The 23,235-nt window shown below is 63.2% G+C and carries 18 protein-coding genes; 10 read left to right on the top strand and 8 right to left on the bottom strand.

What is annotated here, in order from left to right:
* Positions 1–26 precede the first annotated feature (26 nt).
* Positions 27–1,319, bottom strand: a complete 1,293-nt coding sequence (locus tag B3M58_RS02450; protein ID WP_296216967.1) for an NCS2 family permease — start codon at positions 1,317–1,319, stop codon at positions 27–29.
* A 182-nt stretch (positions 1,320–1,501) separates the two neighbouring features.
* Here B3M58_RS02450 and B3M58_RS02455 point away from each other — a divergent pair, with 182 nt between their 5' ends.
* Positions 1,502–2,056 carry a DJ-1 family glyoxalase III gene (locus tag B3M58_RS02455; protein WP_296216968.1) on the top strand — a complete coding sequence of 185 codons (555 nt, stop codon included), beginning with the start codon at positions 1,502–1,504 and terminating at the stop codon, positions 2,054–2,056.
* An 8-nt stretch (positions 2,057–2,064) separates the two neighbouring features.
* Here B3M58_RS02455 and B3M58_RS02460 read toward each other — a convergent pair whose 3' ends face one another.
* Positions 2,065–3,300 (bottom strand): MFS transporter, encoded by a 1,236-nt coding sequence (locus B3M58_RS02460; RefSeq protein WP_296216969.1) that lies wholly within the window; start codon positions 3,298–3,300, stop codon positions 2,065–2,067.
* A 422-nt stretch (positions 3,301–3,722) separates the two neighbouring features.
* Between B3M58_RS02460 and B3M58_RS02465 the strand changes: the two genes are divergently transcribed.
* From B3M58_RS02465 to B3M58_RS02475, 3 genes are all read left to right on the top strand, one after another.
* Positions 3,723–5,162, top strand: coding sequence for a cytochrome ubiquinol oxidase subunit I (locus tag B3M58_RS02465; protein WP_296216970.1), 1,440 nt, complete (start codon positions 3,723–3,725; stop codon positions 5,160–5,162).
* Positions 5,163–5,164: 2 nt separating this feature from the next.
* Positions 5,165–6,172 carry a cytochrome d ubiquinol oxidase subunit II gene (gene cydB, locus B3M58_RS02470; RefSeq protein WP_296216971.1) on the top strand — a complete coding sequence of 336 codons (1,008 nt, stop codon included), beginning with the start codon at positions 5,165–5,167 and terminating at the stop codon, positions 6,170–6,172.
* A 291-nt stretch (positions 6,173–6,463) separates the two neighbouring features.
* Positions 6,464–6,607 (top strand): DUF2474 domain-containing protein, encoded by a 144-nt coding sequence (locus B3M58_RS02475; protein WP_296216972.1) that lies wholly within the window; start codon positions 6,464–6,466, stop codon positions 6,605–6,607.
* Positions 6,608–6,705: 98 nt separating this feature from the next.
* On the opposite strand, the gene B3M58_RS02480 is transcribed toward B3M58_RS02475, so the two are convergent.
* Entirely contained in the window at positions 6,706–7,830 is a 1,125-nt protein-coding gene (locus B3M58_RS02480) for a methyltransferase (RefSeq protein WP_296216973.1), read from the bottom strand.
* 73 nt (positions 7,831–7,903) lie between these two features.
* On the opposite strand from B3M58_RS02480, the gene B3M58_RS02485 reads away from it, so the two are divergent.
* Entirely contained in the window at positions 7,904–8,680 is a 777-nt protein-coding gene (locus B3M58_RS02485) for a ferredoxin--NADP reductase (RefSeq protein ID WP_296216974.1), read from the top strand.
* A gap of 297 nt (positions 8,681–8,977) precedes the next feature.
* Positions 8,978–10,531, top strand: a complete 1,554-nt coding sequence (locus B3M58_RS02490) for a TerC family protein (RefSeq protein WP_296216975.1) — start codon at positions 8,978–8,980, stop codon at positions 10,529–10,531.
* A gap of 57 nt (positions 10,532–10,588) precedes the next feature.
* On the opposite strand, the gene mscL is transcribed toward B3M58_RS02490, so the two are convergent.
* Positions 10,589–11,002, bottom strand: coding sequence for a large-conductance mechanosensitive channel protein MscL (gene mscL, locus B3M58_RS02495; RefSeq protein WP_296216976.1), 414 nt, complete (start codon positions 11,000–11,002; stop codon positions 10,589–10,591).
* A gap of 68 nt (positions 11,003–11,070) precedes the next feature.
* Positions 11,071–11,814, bottom strand: coding sequence for an EAL domain-containing protein (locus tag B3M58_RS02500; RefSeq protein WP_296216977.1), 744 nt, complete (start codon positions 11,812–11,814; stop codon positions 11,071–11,073).
* 132 nt (positions 11,815–11,946) lie between these two features.
* Between B3M58_RS02500 and B3M58_RS02505 the strand changes: the two genes are divergently transcribed.
* Positions 11,947–12,195: a YdcH family protein gene (locus B3M58_RS02505; protein WP_296216978.1), complete on the top strand. Its 249-nt coding sequence runs from the start codon at positions 11,947–11,949 to the stop codon at positions 12,193–12,195.
* A gap of 367 nt (positions 12,196–12,562) precedes the next feature.
* Positions 12,563–13,927: a DNA repair protein RadA gene (radA, locus tag B3M58_RS02510; RefSeq protein WP_296216979.1), complete on the top strand. Its 1,365-nt coding sequence runs from the start codon at positions 12,563–12,565 to the stop codon at positions 13,925–13,927.
* A gap of 120 nt (positions 13,928–14,047) precedes the next feature.
* Here the strand turns inward: radA and B3M58_RS02515 are convergent, their stop codons facing one another.
* Positions 14,048–14,419 (bottom strand): PilZ domain-containing protein, encoded by a 372-nt coding sequence (locus tag B3M58_RS02515; protein WP_296216980.1) that lies wholly within the window; start codon positions 14,417–14,419, stop codon positions 14,048–14,050.
* A gap of 222 nt (positions 14,420–14,641) precedes the next feature.
* Between B3M58_RS02515 and B3M58_RS02520 the strand changes: the two genes are divergently transcribed.
* Positions 14,642–15,148, top strand: coding sequence for a DUF3015 domain-containing protein (locus B3M58_RS02520; RefSeq protein ID WP_296216981.1), 507 nt, complete (start codon positions 14,642–14,644; stop codon positions 15,146–15,148).
* A 60-nt stretch (positions 15,149–15,208) separates the two neighbouring features.
* Here B3M58_RS02520 and glyA read toward each other — a convergent pair whose 3' ends face one another.
* Both glyA and B3M58_RS02530 read right to left on the bottom strand, forming a co-directional pair.
* The gene (gene glyA / locus B3M58_RS02525) at positions 15,209–16,465 is read right to left on the bottom strand and encodes a serine hydroxymethyltransferase (protein ID WP_296216982.1); all 1,257 of its coding nucleotides are present in this window, start codon (positions 16,463–16,465) and stop codon (positions 15,209–15,211) included.
* A 379-nt stretch (positions 16,466–16,844) separates the two neighbouring features.
* Positions 16,845–20,984, bottom strand: coding sequence for a bifunctional diguanylate cyclase/phosphodiesterase (locus B3M58_RS02530; protein ID WP_296216993.1), 4,140 nt, complete (start codon positions 20,982–20,984; stop codon positions 16,845–16,847).
* Positions 20,985–21,403: 419 nt separating this feature from the next.
* On the opposite strand from B3M58_RS02530, the gene ettA reads away from it, so the two are divergent.
* Positions 21,404–23,068, top strand: a complete 1,665-nt coding sequence (ettA, locus tag B3M58_RS02535; RefSeq protein ID WP_296216983.1) for an energy-dependent translational throttle protein EttA — start codon at positions 21,404–21,406, stop codon at positions 23,066–23,068.
* Positions 23,069–23,235: the final 167 nt, after the last annotated feature.

The raw sequence follows: 23,235 nt of genomic DNA on the forward strand, positions 1-23,235 counted from the left end.
CGCGCCTGCGCTATTGACGGGTGGCCTCAGGAGAACAGACCCAGCTTGATCACGCAGAACACCGCGAGGATCACCAGCATGGCGTTCAGCTCGCGCCAGCGCCCGGACAGGGTCTTGGCCGCGACCCAGGCGATAAAGCCGAAGGCGATGCCCGAGGCAATCGAGAAGGTCAGCGGCATGGCCAGGGCAGTGATCAGTACCGGCGCGGCGACGGTGATGTCGCTCCAGTCGATCTCGGCCAGGCCGGCGGTCATCAACACCGCGACGAACATCAGTGCCGGCGCGGTGGCGAAGGCGGGTACGCTGCCGGCCAGCGGGGCGAAGAACAGCGCCAGGAGGAACAACACCGCCACCACGCAGGCGGTCAGGCCGGTGCGTCCGCCCTCGGACACGCCGGCGGCCGATTCGATGTAGCTGGTGGTGGTCGAGGTGCCCAGCAGCGAGCCGGTCATCGCGGCGGTACTGTCGGCGATCAGCGCGCGGCCCATCTTCGGCATGTAACCGTCCTTGCGCATCAGGCCGGCCTTCTTGGCCACGGCGATGAGGGTGCCGGAGTTGTCGAACAGGTCGACGAAGAGGAAGGCGAAGACCACGCTGACCAGGCCGATATCCAGCGCGCCCATGATGTCCAGCTGCATAAAGGTCGGCGCCAGCGAAGGTGGCATCGACAGCACACCGCCGAACTCGGAAATGCCCAGGGCGATGCTCAATACGGTCACCACCAGAATGCCGATCAGCACCGCGCCTGTGACCTTGCGTGCCTCCAGGCCGATGATCAGGAAGAAACCGAGGATCGCCAGCAGCGCCGAGGGCTTGCTGAGATCGCCCATGCCCACCAGGGTGGCCGGGTTATCGACGACGATGCCCGCACTTTGCAGGGCGATCAGCGCGAGGAACAGGCCGATACCGGCGGCAATCGCCGAACGCAGCTCCAGCGGGATGCTGTTGATGATCCACTCGCGGATCTTGAAGATCGACAGCAGAAAGAACAGGCACGCGGAGAGGAACACCGCGCCGAGCGCCACCTGCCAGGTGTGGCCCATGCCGAGCACCACGGTGTAGGTAAAGAAGGCGTTGAGGCCCATGCCGGGGGCCAGGGCGATCGGGTAGTTGGCGATCAGGCCCATCACCGCCGAGCCGATGGCGGCGGCCAGACAGGTGGCGACGAAGATCGCGCCTTTATCCATGCCGGTTTCGCCGAGGATGCTCGGGTTGACGAAGAGGATGTAAGCCATGGTCAGAAAGGTGGTGAGACCGGCGAGGATCTCGGTGCGCACCGTGGTGTTGTGCGCTTTGAGTTGGAACAGTCTTTCCAGCATGCTGGCTCCCCGTGGCGCCAATCGCGCCGTGAATGTGCAGATCGAAAGCAAAGCACATCCTCGAGCGAGTGCATGATTGTGCTGGCGATCTGGAAAAAGGCGCGCATCATAACAGCATGCCTGTGGCCGGTGAATTTATGACCGGGCAGACAGTTAACGTTCTGTTTTTCGAGGAGACGAACATGACCTCACGTGCCGTAATCACTGTTGCCGATGGCGTCGAAGACCTCGAGTGCGTGACCTTGATCGACGTGCTGCGGCGTGCCGAAATCGAGGTGGTGGTGGCCAGTATCGAGGGCCGGCGGATGATCACCTGCGCTCGCGGTACGCGGCTGACCGCCGATGCCATGTTGGTCGACGTGCTGGCCCAGGAATTCGACCTGGTGGTGTTGCCCGGCGGCATGCCGGGTGCCCAGCGCCTGGCCGAGCACGAACCGCTGGCCGAGCGGGTGCGCCAGCAGGCCAAGGCCGGCAAGTTGTTCGCCGCGATCTGCGCGGCACCCGCGCTGGCGTTGCAGCAGTTCGGCGTACTCAAGCAGCGTCGGATGACCTGCTACCCGGCGTTCAGCGATCGCCTCAGCGGTTGCACCTTCGTCGATCAGCCGGTGGTGGTCGACGGTAACTGCATCACCAGTCAGGGCCCGGGTACGGCGCTGGAGTTCGCCCTGACCCTGGTCGAACAGCTGCGCGGCAAGGGCACGCGCAAGCAGGTGGCCGAGGCGATGCTGGTCGGTTGAGCGGCGCTTCAGTCGGCCGCGCGAGGCGCTGGCCCATGCAGGTGATCGCGCTTGGCCAGTTCCGGGAACAGGCGCATCCACAGGCCGGTGACCACTAGCGCGCCGACACCACCGATCAGCACTGCCGGCACCGTGCCGAACCAGGCGGCGCTGACCCCGGCGCGGAAATCCCCCAGTTGGTTCGACGCGCCGATAAACAGGCCGTTGACCGCGCCGACGCGGCCGCGCATCTCGTCGGGGGTTTGCAACTGCACGAAGGCGCCGCGAATGACCATGCTGATCATGTCCGCCGCGCCCAGCAGCACCAGGGTCGCCAGGCTGAACCACAGTGAAGTGGAGAGGCCGAAACCGATGGTCGCCACGCCGAAAATCGCCACCGCCGTGAATATCACCGGGCCGACCCGCCGTTCGATCGGGAAGCGGGCCAGCCAGATGGACATCAACAGCGCGCCCACCGCCGGCGCCGAACGCAGCAGGCCGAGGCCCCAGGGACCGGTGAGCAGGATGTCCTTGGCGAACACCGGCAGCAACGCCGTGGCGCCACCGAGCAGCACGGCGACCATGTCCATCGACACCGCGCCGAACACCGCGGGCCGGCTGCGGATAAAGCGGAAGCCGGCGAGCAGCGATTGCAGCGAGACCTTTTGTTTCAGCGGCTTCTGTTGCGCCGGCAGGCTGAGCATCAGGCTCAGGGCGATGCCATAGAGCACCGCGCCAGGCCCATAGACCCAGCCCGCATCGACCGCGTAGAGCAGGCCGCCGACCGCCGGGGCGACGATGGTCGCGGTTTGCATTGCCGACGCGGACGCGGCAACCGCTGCGGGAAACAGCCCTGGCGGCACGATGTTCGGCAGCAAGGCTTGGGTGGTCGGCATCTCGAAGGCCCGCGCGGTGCCGAGCAGGAAGGCGATGAGGAAAATACTTTCACGGCTGATGCCCTCGACCGTGCTGCCGAGCAGCAGCGCCAGGGCGATCAGGCCCTGCGCGCTCTGGCACAACGCGGCAACCTTGCGCCGGTCGAAGCGGTCGGCGACGTGCCCGGTCAGCAGGATAAACAGCACCCGCGGCAGGAACTCGACCAGACCGACCAGGCCCAGGTCGAGCACGTTGCCGGTGAGCGTGTACATCTGCCAGCCAATGGCCACGGTGAGCATCTGGAAGCCGCTGGCGGTAGATACCCGCGCCAGCCAGAAGGCGATGAACGGACGGTGGTGACGCAGGAGCAGTTTGCCGTGGACTGACATGGGCGCTTGGCTTTTGACTGGGTAACGGTGGCGGGCGTGACGTCGACAACGCCAGCCCATGGCTGCGGGGTGGCCCGCGATGTTGTGGCCGTGGAGCCGGCCATGCCGTGCCCCACTGGAGGCCAGATAGATACTTAGGTAGCTAAAGGTATGCCAGCCTAGCACGCTCAATTCGCCGCGCAAGCGGGCTGCTCGCGGCGGTTCTGCGCGACAAATAACCACAGCAGCAAGCCGGTAATCCGGAGTTACTCTTTAGTCGTTGCTTGATCCAGGTCAATACCCACCTTGGGCTTGCCTGAGGAGCTGCTTGGCTCCACCTGCCGCGTGATCCCCGCATGACAAGAACAATTGCGCCGCATTGCGCTCCAGCGTCTGGAGCCCACACACAGCTATGCCCCGAGTAACCTGACTGAGGAAGTTCTATGTTCGGCTTAGAGGCGCTCGATCTCGCCCGAATCCAGTTTGCTTTCACCATCTCGTTCCACATCATCTTCCCGGCCATCACCATCGGCCTGGCCAGTTACCTGGCGGTGCTCGAAGGCCTGTGGCTGAAGACCGGTGAGACGGTGTACCGCGATCTGTACCACTTCTGGTCGAAGATCTTTGCGGTCAACTTCGGCATGGGCGTGGTCTCCGGCCTGGTCATGGCCTACCAGTTCGGCACCAACTGGAGCGCGTTTTCCGACTTCGCCGGAGCGGTCACCGGACCGCTGCTGACTTATGAAGTGCTCACCGCATTCTTCCTCGAGGCGGGCTTCCTCGGCGTCATGCTGTTCGGCTGGAACCGCGTCGGCCCGGGCCTGCACTTCTTCTCCACGGTGATGGTGGCGGTCGGCACGCTGATTTCGACCTTCTGGATTCTCGCCTCCAACAGCTGGATGCACACCCCCCAGGGCTTCGAAATCATCGACGGCCGGGTGATCCCGGTGGACTGGTTCGCCGTGGTGTTCAACCCCTCGTTCCCTTATCGCCTGGCGCATATGGCCACCGCGGCGTTCCTCGCCACGGCGTTCTTTGTCGGCGCGTCGGCGGCCTGGCACCTGCTGCGCGGCCGCGACAACCCGGCGATTCGCAAGATGCTGTCGATGGCCATGTGGATGGCGCTGATCGTGGCGCCGATCCAGGCGGTGATCGGTGACTTCCACGGCCTGAATACCCTCAAGTACCAGCCGGCGAAGATCGCCGCGATCGAAGGTCACTGGGAAAACCACGGTGACGAGCCGACCCCGCTGATTCTGTTCGGCTGGCCGGATATGCAGCGCGAGGAAACCCGCTTCAAGATCGAGATTCCCGCGCTCGGCAGCCTGATCCTGACCCACAGCCTGGACAAGCAGGTGCCGGCACTCAAAGAGTTCGCCAAGGAAGACCGGCCCAACTCGACCATCGTGTTCTGGACCTTCCGGGTGATGGTCGGCATCGGCATGCTGATGATCCTTACCGGCCTCTGGGGCCTGTGGCTGCGTTCGCGCGGCACGCTGTTCCAGAGCCGACCGTTCCTCCATCTGGCGGTGTGGATGGGCCCGTCGGGGATCATCGCCATCCTCGCCGGCTGGTACACCACGGAGATCGGTCGTCAGCCGTGGATCATCCAGGGCCTGATGCGCACTGCCGATGCCTCGTCCGGGCACAGCTTTGCGCAGATGAGCCTGACTCTGGTGCTGTTCGTGGTGGTGTATTTCGCCCTGTTCGGCGCGGGTATCAGCTACATGTTGCGCCTGGTGCGCAAAGGTCCGATCACCGACGAAGGCAAGGAGCCCGTCGAGGGCGGACCGGGCCAGCAACGTACGCCGTCGCGTCCGCTGTCCGCGCCCGAAGAGGGCCTGGAAGACGGCGACACTGACTCCCTGAGCGAAAGGAGCTGAATATGGGCATTGATCTCTCGTTGATCTGGGCCGTGATCATCGCCTTCGGGGTGATGATGTATGTGGTGATGGACGGCTTCGACCTGGGCATCGGCATCCTCTTTCCCTTCGTCAAAAGCGAAGGCGAGCGCGATGTGATGATGAACACCGTGGCACCGGTCTGGGACGGCAACGAAACCTGGCTGGTGCTCGGTGGTGCGGCGCTGTTCGGCGCCTTTCCGCTGGCCTATGCGGTGGTGCTCAGTGCGCTGTACCTGCCGCTGATCTTTATGCTGCTGGGGCTGATCTTCCGTGGCGTGGCCTTCGAGTTCCGCTTCAAAGCCAAGGCGCGCAAACGGCACATCTGGGACAAGGCGTTTATCGGCGGCTCGCTGACCGCGACCTTCTTCCAGGGCGTGGCGCTGGGCGCGTATATCGAGGGTTTCGAGGTGGTCGACCGGGTGTATGTCGGCGGCGCGTTGGACTGGCTGACGCCGTTCTCGCTGTTCTGCGGCCTGGCGCTGATCGCCGCCTATGCCTTGCTCGGCTGTACCTGGCTGATCATGAAGACCGAGGGCCGTTTGCAGCAGCAGATGCACGATATGGCGCGGCCGCTGGTGTTCGTGCTGCTCGGCGTTACCGGTATCGTCAGCTTGTGGACGCCGCTGGCGCATGCCGATATCGCCCAACGCTGGTTCAGTCTGCCGAATATCTTCTGGTTTATGCCGGTGCCACTGCTGGTGCTGCTGTGCACCTGGGCGCTGCTGCGCGCGGTGGCCAACAATGCCCACTACTCGCCGTTCCTGCTGACCCTGACGCTGATCTTTCTCGGCTACAGCGGCCTGGGCATCAGCCTGTGGCCCAATATCATCCCGCCGTCGATCAGCATCTGGGAAGCCGCCGCACCGCCGCAGAGCCAGGGCTTTATCCTGGTCGGGGCGCTGTTCATCATCCCCTTTATCCTGATGTACACCGCCTGGAGCTATTACGTGTTCCGCGGCAAGGTCACCGAAGAAGATGGCTACCACTGAGGTCCTAGTTCGGTCTGCTGCGCGTCGGCCCTGCTGCGTTAAAAACAGGCTCGGAAAGCCGCTTGCGGCTAACGCGCTTTAGCGCGACCCGAAGGGCGAGTGAAACGAGTAATGCTCATGTACAAAAGTACACTCCGCTTGATTCGCTGCGCTCACCCTGCGGGCCAGCCTGCGGCTGTTACTCCGCTACGCTACGTTTCTCGCCGCTTTGACCAGCCGGAGGCTGTTACTAACGTAGCGCCTTGCATGGCTCTAGCTCGCGAGACCTCGAATAGGTTCTGAGGGCGCAAGATGAACGACATAGACGAGAAAAAGCCGCTGTGGCAACGCCTCGGCTGGCTGGTACTGATCTGGGCCGGCAGCGTGCTGGCCTTGGGCACGGTGTCCTATCTGCTGCGCCTATTTATGCAGGCGGCGGGGATGGGCACGCCGTAAAGACGGACGTTTGTGTAGGGTGGATGACGCCTTTTTCATCCACCGTGCCGACGCCATGGTGGATCGGTGAAGCGTGATCCACCCTACACTCGTTATTGCTACTTGGTCGCCTTAAGCACCACAAACTTTGGCGTCGCCACCACCTGCTCGACACCCCGGAACAAGCGGCCCAGCTTGGCGTGGTAGCCCAGGTGGCGGTTGCCGACTATCCACAGCTCGCCGCCTTTGACCAAGGCCGCGCGGGCTTGCTGGAACATACGCCAGGCGAGGAAGTCGCCAACCACCTGCTGCTGATGGAACGGCGGGTTGCACAGCACCAGATCCAGCGAATCCTCCGCCTGCTCGGCCAGGCCATCGCCCGCACGAATCTCCACCGGCCGCTCGCCCAGCGCCGCACGCCAGTTCTCTTGCGCCGATTGCACCGCCATATACGACTCATCGACCAGGGTCAGCTCGGCCTGCGGGCTGCCCAGCGCATAGGCGATACCCAGCACGCCATTGCCGCAGCCGAGATCGGCGACGCGCACGCGGCCGAGGTGTTTGGGCAGGTGCGGTAGAAACGCGCGGGTGCCGATATCCAGGTCTTCACGGCAGAACACATTGGCGTGGTTAAGCAGCTCGATGGCCGGTTTTTCCAGGCGATAACACGTCGGGTAGGGCGATAGTGGGGCCGGTTTGGCCTCTGGGGTGGCAAACAGCAGGCGGGCCTTTTTCACCGCCAGCGAGGCCTGTACCGGACCGATATATTTCTCCAGCAGATCACCGGCGGCGCGCGGCAGGTGCTTGACCATCGCCGCGGCAATCACCTGTGCGCCGGGGGCGAGTTGGCCGTGCAGGCGAATCAGCTGTTCTTCCAGCAGCGCCAGGGTCTTGGGTACGCGAATCAGCACCCGATCGAAGGGGCCCTGAGCGGCTTCGCTGGTCGGTACAAAGTGCACGGCCGCGGCCGGCAGCTGGTTGCGCCGCAGGTTGATCTGCAAGCCCAGCTGGGCCAAATGCGAATCGCCGCTGCTACTGACTTCGGCTCGGCCTGCCAGGCTGGCAGCGAGGGCGCCGAAGCTGTCGTTGAGTACCAGCACCCGCGCGTCCGGCGTCAGACCCTGCGTGTGCACGTGGCCGAGCAGGTACTCGTCGGCGGCGTCGAAGGCTTGCAGCGGCTCGGCCTGCTGTTCGGGTTGGCGGATCAGGTCGAGCTGGGCGAAAGGCGTAACGAATATAGGCATATAAGCTGCTGGTGTTTGTCCGGGGCGGTTTGCGGGACACTGTGGGCGATGTGAGCGCAAAAGGGTGTGAAGTATGACCGTCAGCGAAGACAAGTTCACCCGGCAGATCCTGAGCGAGGTGCGGGTCTGGTCGCCGAGCCTGTTCAGCCTGCGCTGTTCGCGCGACCCGGGGTTCCGTTTTCGCGCCGGACAGTTCGCCCGCCTGGGGGTGCAGAAAGCCGACGGCACGCTGGTCTGGCGCGCCTATTCGATGGTCTCGGCGCCGCACGATGAGTTCCTCGAGTTTTTCTCGATTGTCGTGCCCGGCGGCGAGTTCACCGGCGAACTGAGCCGGCTCAAGGCCGGCGACAGCCTGTTGGTGGACAAGCAGGCCTTCGGCTTTCTCACTCTCGATCGCTTCGCCGATGGCCGCGATCTCTGGCTGCTGGCCAGCGGCACCGGCTTGGCGCCGTTCCTCTCGTTGTTGCAGGACTTCGAGGCCTGGCAGCGTTTCGAGCGCATCGTCCTGGTTTACAGCGCGCGCACCGCCAGCGAGTTGGCCTATCAGCCGCTGATTCACGGGCTCGCGCGCCTGGAACATCTGTCCGGCTATGCCGACAAGTTGACCTACCTGCCGCTGGTCACCCGCGAGCAGGCGCCAGGCTGCCTGCATGGGCGCATCACCACGTTGCTGAGCACTGGCGAACTGGAGCGGGCTGCGGGTCTGGCGCTGAGCCCCGAGCATTCGCGGCTGATGCTCTGTGGCAATCCGCAGATGATCGACGACACCCGCACCCTGCTGAATCGGCGCGATTTGCAGCTCAGCCTGGCGCGCCGACCAGGTCAGGTAGCGGTGGAAAATTACTGGTAGACGTTCGCCGGTAAAAATCTCGTAACGTTTTGTCGCTTAGTCTTTGCCGGCAAATTCCCTAATATCGTGCCCCTCTTTGATTCCTTCCTGGATTGTATGGACAGTGACAGGTGTAAGCCGCCCTCGCCACAAAGCGCGAGGGCGGCGCTGACTTCCGGCGACGCAGCCCTGCGTTCGCGTGTTCTGCAGCAACCCGCTGCACGATTTCCCCTTCAGCCGTTTGCTAGTGCCGCACTTTCCTGCGCGCTGGTCGTATTCGGCTGTGCCCGTTTTTTAGCCAAGAGAGCTGCACACTAAATGGAATGGATCGCTGATCCCACGGCCTGGTTAGGCCTGCTGACCCTGATCGTCCTGGAAATTGTCCTGGGCATCGACAACCTGGTGTTTATTGCCATCCTCGCCGACAAGCTGCCGCCCGAGCAGCGCGACCGTGCCCGACTGATCGGCCTGAGCCTGGCGATGATCATGCGCCTGGGCCTGCTGGCCAGCATCGCCTGGCTGGTGACCCTGACCGAGCCGCTGATCGAGGTGTTCGGCAAGAGCTTCTCCGGACGAGACCTGATCATGCTGTTCGGTGGTGTGTTCCTGTTGTTCAAGGCCACCATGGAGTTGCACGAGCGTCTTGAAGGGCATACCCATCAGGCGTCTGGCAGTAAGGTCTACGCGCGCTTCTGGCCGGTGGTGGCGCAGATCATCGTGCTCGATGCGGTGTTCTCCCTGGACGCGGTGATCACCGCGGTCGGCATGGTCGAACACCTGCAAGTGATGATGATCGCCGTGGTGATTTCCATGGGTTTGATGATCGTCGCGAGCAAGCCGCTGACCGCCTTCGTCAACGCACGGCCGACGGTGATCATGCTGTGTCTGGGCTTTTTGATGATGATCGGCTTCAGCCTGACCGCCGAAGGCCTGGGTTTCCATATTCCGAAAGGTTATCTGTACGCGGCGATTGGCTTCTCGATCCTCATCGAGCTGTTCAACCAGTTGGCCCGTTCGCGGCGCAAGCGCAACCTGCAAGGCGAGCGCGGCCTGCGTGAGCGCACCGCCCATGCGGTGATGCGCATGCTCGGCGGCAAGGTGCAGGCCGACGAGGTGGGCGAGGACATCGCCGATATGCTCGAAGGCGGCGCCGGCGAAGCCGTGCTGTTCGACCGTCGCGAGCGGGTGATGATCAGCGGCGTGCTGAGCTTGGCTGGGCAGTCGATCCAGAAAGTCATGACCGACCGCATGCAGGTCGACCGGATCAACCTCGATGACTCGTTGGAGAGCATCCACCAGGCGCTGCTGGAGTCGCCGCACTCGCGCCTGCTGGTGTCGCGTGGCGATGCCGCGGATGAGCCGCTGGGCTATATCCACAAGAAGGAGTTGTTCAAGGAGCTGCTCAAGGGCCAGCAACCGGACATCGAAAGCCTGGTGCGTGCGCCGCTCAACCTGCCGGACAGCGCCTCGGTGCTCAGCGCCCTGGAGCAGATGCGCCAGGCCTCGACCCACGTAGCTTTCGTGGTCAACGAGTTCGGTGGTTTCGAAGGCTTGCTGACCCTCACCGACATCCTTGAGGCGATTGCCGGCGAGCTACCGGATGCCAGTGAAGTGGACGGCCCGGATATCGAGGCCGTGGAGGGCGGTTATCGCGTCAGCGGTGCACTGAACCTGGCGGTGTTGCGCGAACGTCTGGATTTCAAGGCCAAGCCGACCGACGACTACCAGACCCTCGCCGGGCTGGCGATGAGCCTGCTGGATCGTTTGCCGCTGATCGGTGATCAGGTCGAGTATGCCGACTGGCAGCTGACGGTGATCGAGGTCAAGGACCGACGGGTGGCTAAGTTGTTGCTCACGCCGCAGCACGCATAACCAGCAGTCATAAAAAATGGCGCCTTCGGGCGCCATTTTTCGTTGTCCGACTGGGCGCTATTCCTTGTTCTGCTGGGCTTTCAGCAGGTCGCGGATTTCGCTGAGCAAGGTTTCTTCCGGGCTCGGCGTCGGCGGCAGGCTAGGAGCCACGGCTTCCTCGCGCTTGAGCCGGTTGATGGCTTTGACGCCCATGAAAATGGCGAAGGCAACGATGATGAAGTCGAGGATGGTCTGGATGAACTTGCCGTAGCTGAGGACCACCGCCGGCAGCTCGCCTTCGGCGGCCTTGAGGGTGATCGCCAAGTCGGTGAAGTCGACGCCGCCGATCAACAAGCCAATGGGCGGCATGATCACGTCACCGACGAAGGACGAGACGATTTTGCCGAATGCCGCGCCGATGATGATCCCGACGGCCATGTCGACCACGTTGCCTTTGACCGCGAAGGCCTTGAACTCGCTGACGATGCTCATGTGTCGCTCCCTGAAGAATGGTGTGCGCTGAGTGTAATCCAGCGCCGCGCGCTTGCCAGCGGGGTGTTCTAGGGAAAGTGCAGGGTGGGCAGCGTCTCGAAACCCGGTTTGGCGAACAGGTAACCCTGGAACAGCTCCACGCCCATCGCGCTCAGGGTCTGCAACTCAGCGCTGGTTTCGATGCCTTCGGCAATCACCTGGATCTTCAGCTTGCGGCACATCTGCAGGGTTGCCTCCACCAGAATTTGCCGCACGCTGTCCTGGTCGATGCCGCGGATCAACTCCATGTCCAGCTTGATCAGGTCTGGCTGGAAGTCGGCGAGCAGATTGAGGCCGGCATAACCCGAGCCGAAGTCATCGATGGCAGTCATGAAGCCTTGCTTGCGATAGGCCTTGAGGATGCCGCTCAGGTGGTCGATATCCAGCACCTGTTCCTGTTCGGTGACCTCGAAGATGATCCGTTCAAGCGGAAAGTTGAAGCGCTGCGCCGCCTCCAGGGTGGCGCGGATGCAAGTCTCCGCGCGGTACACGGCATTCGGCATGAAATTGATCGAGACCATGCCCGGCACTTGCAATTTGGCCGCCCATTCGAGGGCTTTAATCCGGCAGCTCTGGTCGAAGGCGTAGCGGTTTTCGGCATTTATCTGCGCCAGTACGTGGCCGGCGGATTCGCCATTGCTGCCGCGCACCAAGGCCTCATGGGCAAAAATCTGCCGGGTGTCGAGGTTGACGATTGGCTGAAAGGCCATGCTGATGGGGAACTCCAGTCCTTTGCCGTCACGGCAGTCGGAACAACCTGGGGTGGCACGCATAATGCGTTCTCTCTATTCGTGGGGGCGGATCAAGTTAAGCAAAAAACAGCCGGCCTGGCATGTTCGAGGTCTTCTGTGGAAAGCCACAAGCTGAGCTAGTCTCATAGTAACCAAGCCTTAGAGGGTGCTGCCATGCCATTGGAACATCATCCCCTGCGTCGCGACTTCCCCGAGTTCGAGACGCAATTGAGCGATTTGCTTCAGGCCGACGGTCACTTCGTTCGGCTGGCTCAGGAGTATGAAGCACTGGATAAACGTATCTATGAGGTGGAGGACGGCCGCGTGGCCATGGATGAGATGACCTTGCTCGGCTTGAAGATGCAGCGCGTCAGCCTCAAGGACGAAGTTGCCACGTTACTGAGCAACGGCGCCGGTGGCTGACGGGCGCGTTGATCGCGCTCAAGCGGCGAACTGCTGATCGCTTACCGCGCACTTCCGCGAATGGCCCGCGGGGGGAGGCCGGTATGGATTTCGCGGGCTTGCTCCGCGGATTCGACACGCGGAATACGCTTTTTTTCACCTCGACAGCGCTGTCGAGTCAGTGTCTGCCAAGTGTTGGTCCGGCATAGCGCAGCCGCTTAGAACGACCCTTATTCCCCCTGGCTACGCACCTCGCTCCCGAGAAGAGAGCCGACCTGCGCTTGCGCGCTCGGCTTCAGCTGACACGAACCCGCCCCGCCGGCCATGCGCTTGCCGTTCAGACGCGGGGACGGGCTATCATGCGCTCTTTGTCTGACGGAGCCCGTTGATGGCCAAGGCCAAACGCATGTATGGCTGCACCGAGTGCGGTGCAACATTCCCCAAATGGGCAGGCCAGTGCGGCGAATGCGGCGCCTGGAACACCCTGGTGGAAACCTTGCTGGAGGCCAATGCCTTGACGCCGAGCGGGCGCACCAGTTGGGCGGGCCAGCAAGCGCAGCTCAAGACGCTCGCCGAAGTCAGCGTCGAGGAAATGCCGCGGTTTTCCACGGCTTCCGGGGAGCTGGATCGGGTACTCGGTGGTGGCCTGGTGGATGGCTCGGTGGTGCTGATCGGCGGTGATCCGGGGATCGGCAAGTCGACCATCCTGTTGCAGACCCTGTGCAATATCGCCACGCGCTTCCCGGCGCTGTATGTCACCGGCGAGGAATCGCAGCAGCAGGTGGCCATGCGTGCGCGGCGCCTGGGGTTGCCGGAAGACAAACTCAAGGTGATGACCGAAACCAACATCGAAACCATCATCGCCACCGCGCGGGTGGAGAAACCCAAGGTGATGGTGATCGACTCGATCCAGACCATCTTCACCGAGCAACTGCAATCGGCGCCCGGCGGCGTGGCCCAGGTGCGCGAGAGCGCGGCGCTGCTGGTGCGCTTCGCCAAACAGAGCGGCACGGCGATCTTCCTGGTCGGCCACGTGACCAAGGAAGGCGCGCTGGCCGGCCCGCGCGTGCTGGAACACATGGTCGACACCGTGCTGTATTTCGAGGGCGAGTCCGATGGCCGTCTGCGCCTGTTGCGCGCGGTGAAGAACCGTTTCGGCGCGATCAACGAACTGGGCGTGTTCGGCATGACCGACAAGGGCTTGAAGGAGGTCACCAACCCGTCGGCGATCTTCCTCACCCGCGCCCAGGAGGAAGTGCCGGGCAGTGTGGTCATGGCCACCTGGGAAGGCACCCGGCCGATGCTGGTAGAGGTGCAGGCGCTGGTCGACACCAGCCATATGGGCAACCCGCGCCGCGTCACCTTGGGCCTGGATCAGAATCGCTTGGCCATGTTGCTGGCCGTGCTACACCGCCACGGCGGGATTCCGACCTATGACCAGGATGTGTTCCTCAACGTGGTCGGCGGGGTCAAGGTGCTGGAAACCGCGTCTGACCTGGCCTTGATGGCCGCGGTGATTTCCAGCCTGCGCAACAAGCCGTTGTCGCATGACCTGCTGGTGTTTGGCGAGGTTGGCCTGTCCGGCGAAATTCGCCCGGTGCCGAGTGGTCAGGAGCGGCTCAAGGAAGCCGCCAAACACGGCTTCAAGCGCGCCATCGTGCCCAAAGGCAATGCGCCGAAAGAGGCGCCGGCCGGTTTGCAGGTGGTTGCGGTAACACGCCTGGAGCAGGCACTGGATGCGCTATTCGAATAGCGGCGTTTGTCGGGTGGACATGGCGAAGCCTTGTCCACCGATGGAGCCCGATGGCGGACCAGCCTTTGTACGGTTCCAAGGTCATTTGGATCAGCATAGGAGCTGCGATTCGCTCGTCGCCTATTCTTGTTCGCCGAGTGCCGCCAGTTCGCGTTCCAGCAGGTGTTCGTCACCCAGGTTCAACTCCACCAGACGCCGCAGGTGGCTGATTGAGTCGAGGTCGATATGGCGGCAGACGAAGCCCAGCAGATCATCCTGGGTGCGCGTCAACACCACTTCCATGCGCACATGGGTATCAATGCCGAGTTCGATGCTGGCCTCAAAGGGTTGGTGTGGATCGCCGTTCCAGTCGGGTGGGCATTTGACCAGCAACCCCTTGAAGGACACGTCATGCAACTCGACTGCCCAGCGCCGTGTGCCCTGCATGATTTCGGTGGGCGCGTCGAAGGCGATGCGCTGGAAGCGCCGACGCTCGTTGGCTGTTTCGCTCATGCAAAAAACTCCGGGGCAGTTTTATCCACTATAGCTAAGGCTGCCGCCTCTGGCGCGGTTTACCTGGGGCGGCGCATCGCCAGAGTAGCGGCCTTGTGCCATGCGTGGCGGGCCATTTGGGGGACTGGATGGTTTCTTGCAGCAGCGGTTTGACAGTTCGGTCAGTGTCGCCAAAGCTGCTAGAGCGGATTTATTACCAATTATTTGCGGAGCACCAAAAAAATGGATAAGCGACTGCTGAGCAAAGGGCTGATTTTTGGTTTGTTGAGTGCAGCCAGTCTGGCTGCCCAGGCTGACCAGGCCGGTGGCGGAGGCTGCGGCTGGGGCAATATGTTGTTCGAAGGTCAACGTGGTCTGGTTCCTCATCTGTTGGCGACTACCACCAACGGCACGTCGGGTAACGCCACCTTCGGCCTGACCTCCGGCACCAACGGCTGCGACTCCGGGGTCAAGCTGGGCTACGGTGGCCGCTCGTTGCTGGCGATGAACGGCATGCTCGATTCGATTGCCGAAGACATGGCCCAGGGCCAGGGCGAGGCGCTGGATGCCTATGCCACGCTGTTGGGCATCGAAGCCGCTGACCGTGCACATTTCGCCAAGGTCACCCATGAGAATTTCGGCAGTATCTTCAGCGCCGCAGACGTGACCAGCGAGCATGTGCTGGCCGCGACCCTGGACGTGATGAGCCGTGATGCGCAACTGGCGCGTTACGCGAAAACCCCGGCGTAAAACCAGGCACACAGAAAAAAGCCCGCCAATTGGCGGGCTTTTGCGTTTCGCGGTGTGGGCTTACTGGCCGTAGACCGGGAAGCTGGCACACAGCGCTTTGACTTGCTCGCGCACGCGCGCTTCTACCGACGCGTCGCCCAGGTTGGCGAGGATCTCGCAGATCCAGCCCGCCAGTTGGCGGCACTCGCCTTCCTTGAAGCCGCGGGTGGTCACGGCCGGGGTGCCGATGCGCAGGCCCGAGGTGACGAACGGCGAACGCGGGTCGTTCGGTACGCTGTTCTTGTTCACGGTGATGAATGCGCGACCCAGGGCGGCGTCGGCGTCTTTACCGGTGATGTCCTGCTTGATCAGCGACAGCAGGAACAGGTGGTTTTCAGTACCACCGGAGACCACGTCGTAGCCGTTCTCGATGAACACGCTGGCCATGGTCTGGGCGTTCTTGATCACTTGCTGCTGGTAAGCCTTGAATTCCGGCTGCAGGGCTTCCTTGAAGCACACGGCCTTGGCGGCGATCACGTGCTCCAGCGGGCCGCCTTGGCCGCCTGGGAATACCGCGGAGTTGAATTTCTTCTCCAGCGCTTCGTTGGCACGCGCGAGGATCAGGCCGCCGCGCGGGCCGCGCAGGGTTTTGTGGGTGGTGGTGGTGACCACGTCGGCGAACGGCACCGGGTTCGGGTACACGCCTGCGGCAACCAGGCCGGCGACGTGGGCCATGTCGACGAACAGGTAAGCGCCGACTTTGTCGGCAATGGCGCGGAAGCGTGGGAAGTCCAGAACCTGCGAGTAGGCGCTGAAGCCGGCGATGATCATCTTCGGCTGGTGTTCGACGGCCAGGCGCTCGACTTCGTCGTAGTCGATCAGGCCGGTGACGTTGTCGATACCGTACTGCACGGCGTTGTACAGCTTGCCGGAGAAGCTGACGCTGGCGCCGTGAGTCAGGTGGCCACCGTGGGCCAGGCTCATGCCCAGCACGGTGTCGCCGGCTTCCAGCAGGGCCATATACACGGCGCTATTGGCCTGGCTGCCGGAGTGCGGCTGGACGTTGGCGTAGTCGGCGCCGAACAGCTGTTTGGCGCGGTCGATGGCCAACTGCTCGACGATGTCGACGTATTCGCAGCCGCCGTAGTAGCGCTTGCCCGGATAGCCTTCGGCGTACTTGTTGGTCAGTACCGAGCCCTGGGCTTCCATCACCGCCGGGCTGGTGTAGTTTTCCGAGGCGATCAGCTCGATGTGATGTTCCTGGCGCTGGGCTTCTTGCTCCATCGCAGCAAACAAATCGGCGTCAAAACGGGCAAGATTCAAATCACGGCTGAACATGGCAATCCCCTGAGAAAATCAGCTGGGCGGTGGAAAGAGGGGGCGGATTCTAGCGCATCCGCCGCAAACAGGCATATGAAGGTTGGTCATATGGCAGACAAGTGGGCTTCATCGCTGGCGGCATGGTTCGCGCCCCATGCGCTTGCTGTCGGCGCGCGAACGCACTCTACGAGCCTGGCTTGCCGCGCCCAGTTCGTAGATTGGGTTAGCGGCGGATGCCCTATTCAGCAAGCCATCGGTTTCAGCCGCCGCGTAACCCAACACGGTGTCAGTGTCAGCGGGTGCGTCGTTAATGATGGGTTACGCCGCGCAGAAAGGGCGGTTTACCGAGCATCGTCTAGGCGGCTAACCCATCCTACAGTTCTTGCCGGTTGCGCTCTCAACTGAGCATAAACAGTGCGGTGCCGCTGAATTGTGCGGCGAACTGGTGGGCGGGCATCGGTCGGCCGAGCAAGTAACCCTGTACTTCGTCGCAGTCGTGCATGCGCAGGAAGTCCAGCTGCGCTTGGGTTTCCACGCCTTCGGCAATCACCGCGAGGTTCAGGCTGTGCGCCATGGCGATGATGGCGCGGGCGATCTGCCCGTCCTGCTCGCCTTGCGGCAGGCCGTCGACGAAGCTGCGGTCGATCTTCAGCACATCGATGGGGAACTGCTTGAGGTAGTTCAGCGACGAATAGCCGGTGCCGAAGTCATCGATGGCGATGCACAGGCCCAGGCGTTTGAGGTCGGCGAGGGTTTGCAGGGCGCTGGCGACGTCCTGCATCAGAATGCTTTCGGTCAGCTCCAGCTCCAGACAGGCCGGTGGCGTGCGATTCTCCGCGAGAATCTTGGCGATGCGTTGATCCAGCGCGCCTTCGGCAAATTGCCGGGCCGAGAGGTTGACCGAGATCTTCGGCACGCGGATTTTCGCTGCGTGCCAGCTGTTCAACTGCCGGCAGGCTTCCGCCAGTACCCAGTCGCCGACCTGCACCACCAGGCCCAGCTCTTCCAGTACCGGAATAAAGTCGTTCGGCGGCACCAGGCCGCGCTGTGGGTGTTGCCAGCGCAACAGCGCTTCCACGCCGGTCAGGCGTTTGCCGTCTCCGGAGAACTGCGGCTGGTAATACAGCACGAATTCGCCTTGTTCGAGGGCATGGCGCAAGTCGCTTTCCAGCTCCAGGCGCTCCAGGGCGCTGGCGTTCATCGCCGCCTGGTAAAACTGGAAGTTGTTCTTGCCGCGCTCTTTGGCGTGGTACATCGCCGTGTCGGCGTTTTTCATCAGTTGGCTCAGTTCGTTGCCGTCCTGCGGGCTCAGGGCGATGCCGATACTGGCGGTGACGAAAAACTCGCGGCCTTCGAGGACGAACGGCCGGGCCAGGCTGGAGAGGATCTGTTCGGCGACGTGGATGGCCCGGTTCAGCGCGCCCTGGCGGCTGCTGCGCGATTGCAGGAGCAGGGTGAATTCGTCGCCGCCCATGCGCGCCACGGTGTCGTCGCCATCGACGCAGGCGGCCAGGCGGATCGCCACGTCCTTGAGCATGCGGTCGCCGGCGGCGTGGCCGAGCGAGTCGTTGATCGGCTTGAAGCGGTCGAGGTCGAGGAACATCAGCACCACCCATTCCTGATGCCGTTCGGCATGCTGCAGGGCGGTGTGCAGGCGATCCTGGAACAAGGTGCGGTTGGGCAGTTGAGTCAGGGCGTCGTAGTAGGCCAGGCGGTGGATGCGCTGTTCGCTGGCCTTGCGTTCGCTGATATCGCTGAAGAAGCACACATAACTGACCAAGTCGCCTTCTTCGTCCTGCACTGCGGTGATCCCGACCCAGGCCGGGAAGCTCTCGCCGTCGCGGCGTTTCAGCCACACCTCACCCTCCCAACTGCCGCGCTGGTTGAGCTGGCCCAGGATGTAGTGCAGGTGACTGGCCTGCTGGCGGTCGGCGGTGAGCATGCCGGGCAACTGGTCGAGCACCTGCGCCGAGCTATAGCCGCTGACCCGGCTGAACGCCTTGTTGACCTGGACGATGTAACCGGCCGGGTCGGTAACCAGAATCGCTGCGGTGGAGTGCTCGAATACCGTGGCGGCCATGCGCAGGTCTTTTTCCGCCCGGCGTTGCTGGCCGATGTCGCGGCCAACGCCGAGCAGGCCTTCGAAGCGGCCGTTTTCGTCCCACATCGGCACCAGGCGCAGCTCCACCGGAATCTTCCGGCCGTCGGCGCGCAGGCAGTCGAAGACGAACAGCTGTGGCTGGAATTGGCTGCGCAGTTCGCTCATCCGCTGTGGGTCGCCCAGCGCGCTGCGCACCCGCTCCAGCAGCACATAAAGGCCGGCCAGCTGCTGCGGGTTGGTGGCCAGGCTGGTAAAGCTGTTGGCCAGCACCCATTCCGCTTCGTAGCCGAGTACCGGCGTCACCGAGGGGCTGACGTAGTTGAGTCGGAGGGTGTCGTTGGTCGAGAAGATCACGTCGCTGATGCTTTCTGCGAGCAAGCGGTAACGCTGCTCGCTGTCGCGCAAAGATTCGCTGCGGGCAATTTGTTCGGTGATGTCCTTGGCCACGCCGATCAGCCGGCTGACGCGGCCATTGTGGTCGCGCGCCAGGGCCTGTTCGCGAATGCTGAACGAGCGCCAGGTGCCGTCGCGTTGCCGCCAGCGCAGTACCGATTCGAGCAGCAGGCCGTCGCCGACCACCTTCTGCAGGTTGCGGATGCGCCAGTAGTAGTCGCTGTCGTCCGGGTGCAGGATGCGCTCCCAGAAATGCTCGCCCATGTCCTTCAGCTCGGCCGCGCTGTAACCCAGCTGCAGGCCCAGGTGGTGGTTGCTGAACAGCACGCGCTGGTTGCTCAGGTCGTGCACATACAGGGTGTCGGGTACGGCGCGCACCACATCCGACCAGAAGCGCTCGCGCTCGATCAGCGAGAGTTCGATGCGTTTGCGGCTGGTGATGTCGCTGATGCTCAGGGTCACCGCGTTCAGGTCTTGCGGGCTGTCCGGCAGGCGCAATACCAGCCACAGGTGACGCTCTTGACCTTGTGGTGTGCTGATCTGGCTTTCCAGTTCGAGCTGGCCGCCGCCCTCCAGCAGTGCGCCGAGCAACTGCACGCGGAAGCCGCCGGGGCGCAGCGGGCCGCTGTCGATCAGGTGCTGCCAGGCCTGCTCGGTAGAGTCGACACCGAGCAGGCGCAGGGCCACCTGGTTGGTTTCGGTGAACCGCAGCCGCTGCAGCAGCTCGTCGTGCCGCTGCGGGTGCTCGTGCAGCCAACGCGTCAGGCTGGCGCTGTCGCGCAGCTGTTGGGCTTGCAGGTACTGGTGCAGGCCGGCCAGGTCGAGCACGCAGAGCGCCGTGCCGGTGCCCTCGAAGATGTCCTGATAGCGCCGCCGGGTTTCCTGCAAGACGCGGGTGGCGTGCTGTTCCTCGGTGACATCGCGCAGCACCCAGACGAACCCTAGGCGTTTCGACTCGTCGCCCAGCTCGCTGCGGGTGATGTCGAACAGCCGGGTCATGCCGTCCTGCTGGATTTCCACCAGGTCCGGGCCAAGGTCGCTGTGGAAGGTGGTGCCGTGCAGCAACAGCGGGTCGAGGCGCGGCAACAGCTCCAGCAGGTGCCAGTTCGGCGCGTCATTGCTGCGCAGGCCAAACAGCTCTTCGGCCTGCGGGTTGAGGTAGCGCAATTGGCCGTTGTTGTCGGTGACCAGCACCCGTTCTTCGATGGCGCCCAACGCACTGGCGGCCTGGTGCAGCGAGCGGCGCGAAGCGGCATTCAGTTCATGCAGGGTGCTCTGCTCGCGCAGCAACCGATACAGGGCGAATAAGGTGAGCAGGGTGCACAGGGTGAACAGCAGGAACTTGCCAGCCAGCTCCGGAAGGAGTTGGGCGCGCACTTTGCGTTCGTTGAACAGCGCGCGCAGTTGCCAGTCACTGCCACGCAGCGGGGTGAGCAGAATGCTCTGCGCCAGCTCTTCGGCGGTAACGGGCGGGAAGATCGGGCTCGGTGTGCCCCGCTGATCCTGCTGGCTGGCGATCACCCGCTGCGCCAGGCGGTCTTCCAGCAGCCACTGGTGCGTGCTCTGGTGGTGCTCTTGCAGCCAGCTGCGCAGGGCTTGGGTGGTCAGGCGTAACGCCCAGTAACCACTCGCGCCGCTGCCCTCGGTGTGCCGCAGCAACAGGTAGATCTGCCCGCCATCGCGGGCGCTGAAGGCATAACGATAGGCTTCGCCATGACTGCGCTGAAACAGGCTGGCCAGGTACAGCGCATCATCCCCTCGCTCTTCGCTGTCGGCGACGATGCCGCCGCGCGGGCCCAGCCAGGCCAGGCTGCGCAGGGTGGGGAAGACCGCACGCAGGTTGTGCAGTTGCTCCGCACTGGGGGTTGCCGACGGCTGTGCGGCGCTCTGCCGGAGCATCGCCAGCCCGGCGCGGGCTTTGAGCTCCATGCTCAGGCTCAGGTGATTGGCCAGTTGCGCGTTGAATTCGTGATTGAGCTGGCGCTGGTTGTCCTGCAACTGGCGCGATTCCAGCTGTAATTGCCAGAGCAATAGCACCAGCATGCCCAGCACCAGCGCGACCAGGGCGCCTTTGATCGAGCCGCGTAAAGGCGCGGCCAGCGGTTCGCCGGGAGCGCGCGGTAACGAGGACGGTGTGGGTGTTGGCACTGATGAAAATCCTGCAGCTACGGCTTAGGAAAAGCAGGCGGCGCGATGCGTATGTCTGGGGCGGGCATACGCGGGGCGGCTAGCATGCCATAACTGTGGCGAAGTGCCAGTGCAGCCGACGAGCGTCGTTTGCCCTGCACCGCGCATTCCGGTAGCTTTGCCGCACGCGCGCGGAAGCTGTCTGTGCTTTCAGCCAGCGGGCGTCTGCTGTTGCGGCGTTCGTGCGCCTGGCAGGCACCGTCAGCCCAGCTCGGGTTTGCAGCACGAGAGCCTCCAGCCATTTCCAGTTCCCTGTCATAGAACCAAGGTTATCCATGGCTCAATACGTCTACACCATGCATCGGCTGGGCAAAGTAGTGCCGCCGAAGCGGGAAATCCTCAAGAACATCTCCCTGTCGTTCTTCCCCGGCGCCAAGATCGGCGTGCTCGGCCTGAACGGCTCGGGTAAATCCACGCTGCTGAAAATCATGGCCGGCGTCGATACCGAGTTCAACGGCGAGGCACGGCCGATGCCTGAGCTGAATATCGGTTACCTGCCGCAAGAGCCGCAGCTGGACCCGGAAAAGACCGTACGCGAAGTGGTCGAAGAGGCCGTCAGCGTGATCAAGAACGCCCAGGCGCGCCTGGACGAGGTCTACGCCGCCTACGCCGAACCGGACGCCGACTTCGATGCGCTGGCCGCCGAGCAAGGCAAGCTGGAAGCCATCCTGCAAGCGGCCGACGGCCACAACCTCGAGCGCCAGCTGGAAGTCGCCGCCGATGCGCTGCGTCTGCCGGCCTGGGATGCCAAGGTATCCGTGCTCTCCGGTGGTGAAAAACGCCGCGTGGCGCTGTGCCGCCTGCTGCTGTCGGCGCCGGATATGCTCCTGCTCGACGAACCGACCAACCACCTGGACGCCGACTCGGTGGCCTGGCTGGAGCACTTCCTCCACGATTTCCCCGGCACCGTGGTGGCGATCACCCACGACCGTTACTTCCTCGACAACGTCGCCGGCTGGATTCTCGAACTCGACCGCGGCGCCGGCATTCCTTATGAGGGCAATTACTCCGGCTGGCTGGAAGCGAAATCCAACCGCCTGGCGCAAGAGTCCAAGCAGCAGTCGGCCCACGAAAAGGCCATGAAGGAAGAGCTGGAGTGGGTGCGCAAAGGCGCCAAGGCCCGCCAGTCGAAGTCCAAAGCCCGCTTGCAGCGCTTCGAGGAAATGCAGTCACAGGAATTCCAAAAGCGCAGCGAGACCAACGAGATCTATATCCCGGTGGGGCCGCGTCTGGGCGACAAGGTCATCGAGTTCAATAACGTCAGCAAGGGCTATGGCGAGCGCATGCTGATCGACAACCTGTCGTTCAGCATGCCCAAGGGCGCCATCGTCGGTGTGATCGGCGGTAACGGTGCCGGTAAGTCGACCCTGTTCCGCATGCTGATGGGCAAGGAACAGCCGGACTCGGGCAGCATCGACGTCGGCGACACCGTGCAACTGGCCTGCGTCGATCAGAGCCGCGACGACCTCGACGGCAGCAAGAGCGTGTGGGAAGCCGTATCCGGTGGCTCCGACATGATCAAGATCGGCAACTATGAGGTGCCGTCGCGCACCTACGTCGGTCGCTTCAACTTCAAGGGTGGCGACCAGCAGAAGTTCGTCAAGGACCTCTCCGGCGGTGAGCGCGGCCGTCTGCACCTGGCGTTGACCCTGAAAGAGGGCGCCAACGTACTGCTGCTCGACGAACCGTCCAACGACCTCGACGTGGAAACCCTGCGTTCATTGGAGGAAGCGCTGCTCGACTTCCCTGGCGCGGCCATTGTCATCTCTCACGATCGTTGGTTCCTCGATCGCGTGGCCACGCACATCCTGGCGTACGAAGACGACTCGCACATCGAGTTCTTCGAGGGCAACTACACCGAGTACGAAGCCGACCGCAAGAAACGCCTCGGCGACGCCGCTTCCCAACCGCACCGCGTGCGGCACAAGAAGCTGGCGTAGGCTGGGTAGCGCGAAGCGCAACCCGGCAATGAAAAAGGCTATGTCCCAGTTACGTGTTGCAGGAGAAACCGCGCTTTTGTGGGAGCGGATTTATCCGCAAAAATCTTTGAAAACTGAAGATCTTTCGCGGCTAAAGCCGCTCCCACGTGACGGCGCTCTGCATCAAC

Source organism: Pseudomonas sp. UBA2684, assembly GCA_002354655.1.
Classification (GTDB): domain Bacteria; phylum Pseudomonadota; class Gammaproteobacteria; order Pseudomonadales; family Pseudomonadaceae; genus Aquipseudomonas.

Bases quoted from the DNA above. Each gene is read 5' to 3' on its own strand.
- B3M58_RS02505 (WP_296216978.1), top strand. From the start codon at position 11,947: ATGCCATTGGAACATCATCCCCTGCGTCGCGACTTCCCCGAGTTCGAG.
- mscL (WP_296216976.1), bottom strand. From the start codon at position 11,002: ATGAGCATCGTCAGCGAGTTCAAGGCCTTCGCGGTCAAAGGCAACGTG.
- B3M58_RS02490 (WP_296216975.1), top strand. From the start codon at position 8,978: ATGGAATGGATCGCTGATCCCACGGCCTGGTTAGGCCTGCTGACCCTG.
- B3M58_RS02485 (WP_296216974.1), top strand. From the start codon at position 7,904: ATGACCGTCAGCGAAGACAAGTTCACCCGGCAGATCCTGAGCGAGGTG.
- B3M58_RS02515 (WP_296216980.1), bottom strand. From the start codon at position 14,419: ATGAGCGAAACAGCCAACGAGCGTCGGCGCTTCCAGCGCATCGCCTTC.
- B3M58_RS02475 (WP_296216972.1), top strand. From the start codon at position 6,464: ATGAACGACATAGACGAGAAAAAGCCGCTGTGGCAACGCCTCGGCTGG.
- B3M58_RS02465 (WP_296216970.1), top strand. From the start codon at position 3,723: ATGTTCGGCTTAGAGGCGCTCGATCTCGCCCGAATCCAGTTTGCTTTC.
- B3M58_RS02455 (WP_296216968.1), top strand. From the start codon at position 1,502: ATGACCTCACGTGCCGTAATCACTGTTGCCGATGGCGTCGAAGACCTC.
- B3M58_RS02480 (WP_296216973.1), bottom strand. From the start codon at position 7,830: ATGCCTATATTCGTTACGCCTTTCGCCCAGCTCGACCTGATCCGCCAA.
- B3M58_RS02530 (WP_296216993.1), bottom strand. From the start codon at position 20,984: ATGCTGGTGCTATTGCTCTGGCAATTACAGCTGGAATCGCGCCAGTTG.
- ettA (WP_296216983.1), top strand. From the start codon at position 21,404: ATGGCTCAATACGTCTACACCATGCATCGGCTGGGCAAAGTAGTGCCG.
- B3M58_RS02460 (WP_296216969.1), bottom strand. From the start codon at position 3,300: ATGTCAGTCCACGGCAAACTGCTCCTGCGTCACCACCGTCCGTTCATC.
- glyA (WP_296216982.1), bottom strand. From the start codon at position 16,465: ATGTTCAGCCGTGATTTGAATCTTGCCCGTTTTGACGCCGATTTGTTT.
- B3M58_RS02520 (WP_296216981.1), top strand. From the start codon at position 14,642: ATGGATAAGCGACTGCTGAGCAAAGGGCTGATTTTTGGTTTGTTGAGT.
- B3M58_RS02500 (WP_296216977.1), bottom strand. From the start codon at position 11,814: ATGCGTGCCACCCCAGGTTGTTCCGACTGCCGTGACGGCAAAGGACTG.
- radA (WP_296216979.1), top strand. From the start codon at position 12,563: ATGGCCAAGGCCAAACGCATGTATGGCTGCACCGAGTGCGGTGCAACA.
- cydB (WP_296216971.1), top strand. From the start codon at position 5,165: ATGGGCATTGATCTCTCGTTGATCTGGGCCGTGATCATCGCCTTCGGG.
- B3M58_RS02450 (WP_296216967.1), bottom strand. From the start codon at position 1,319: ATGCTGGAAAGACTGTTCCAACTCAAAGCGCACAACACCACGGTGCGC.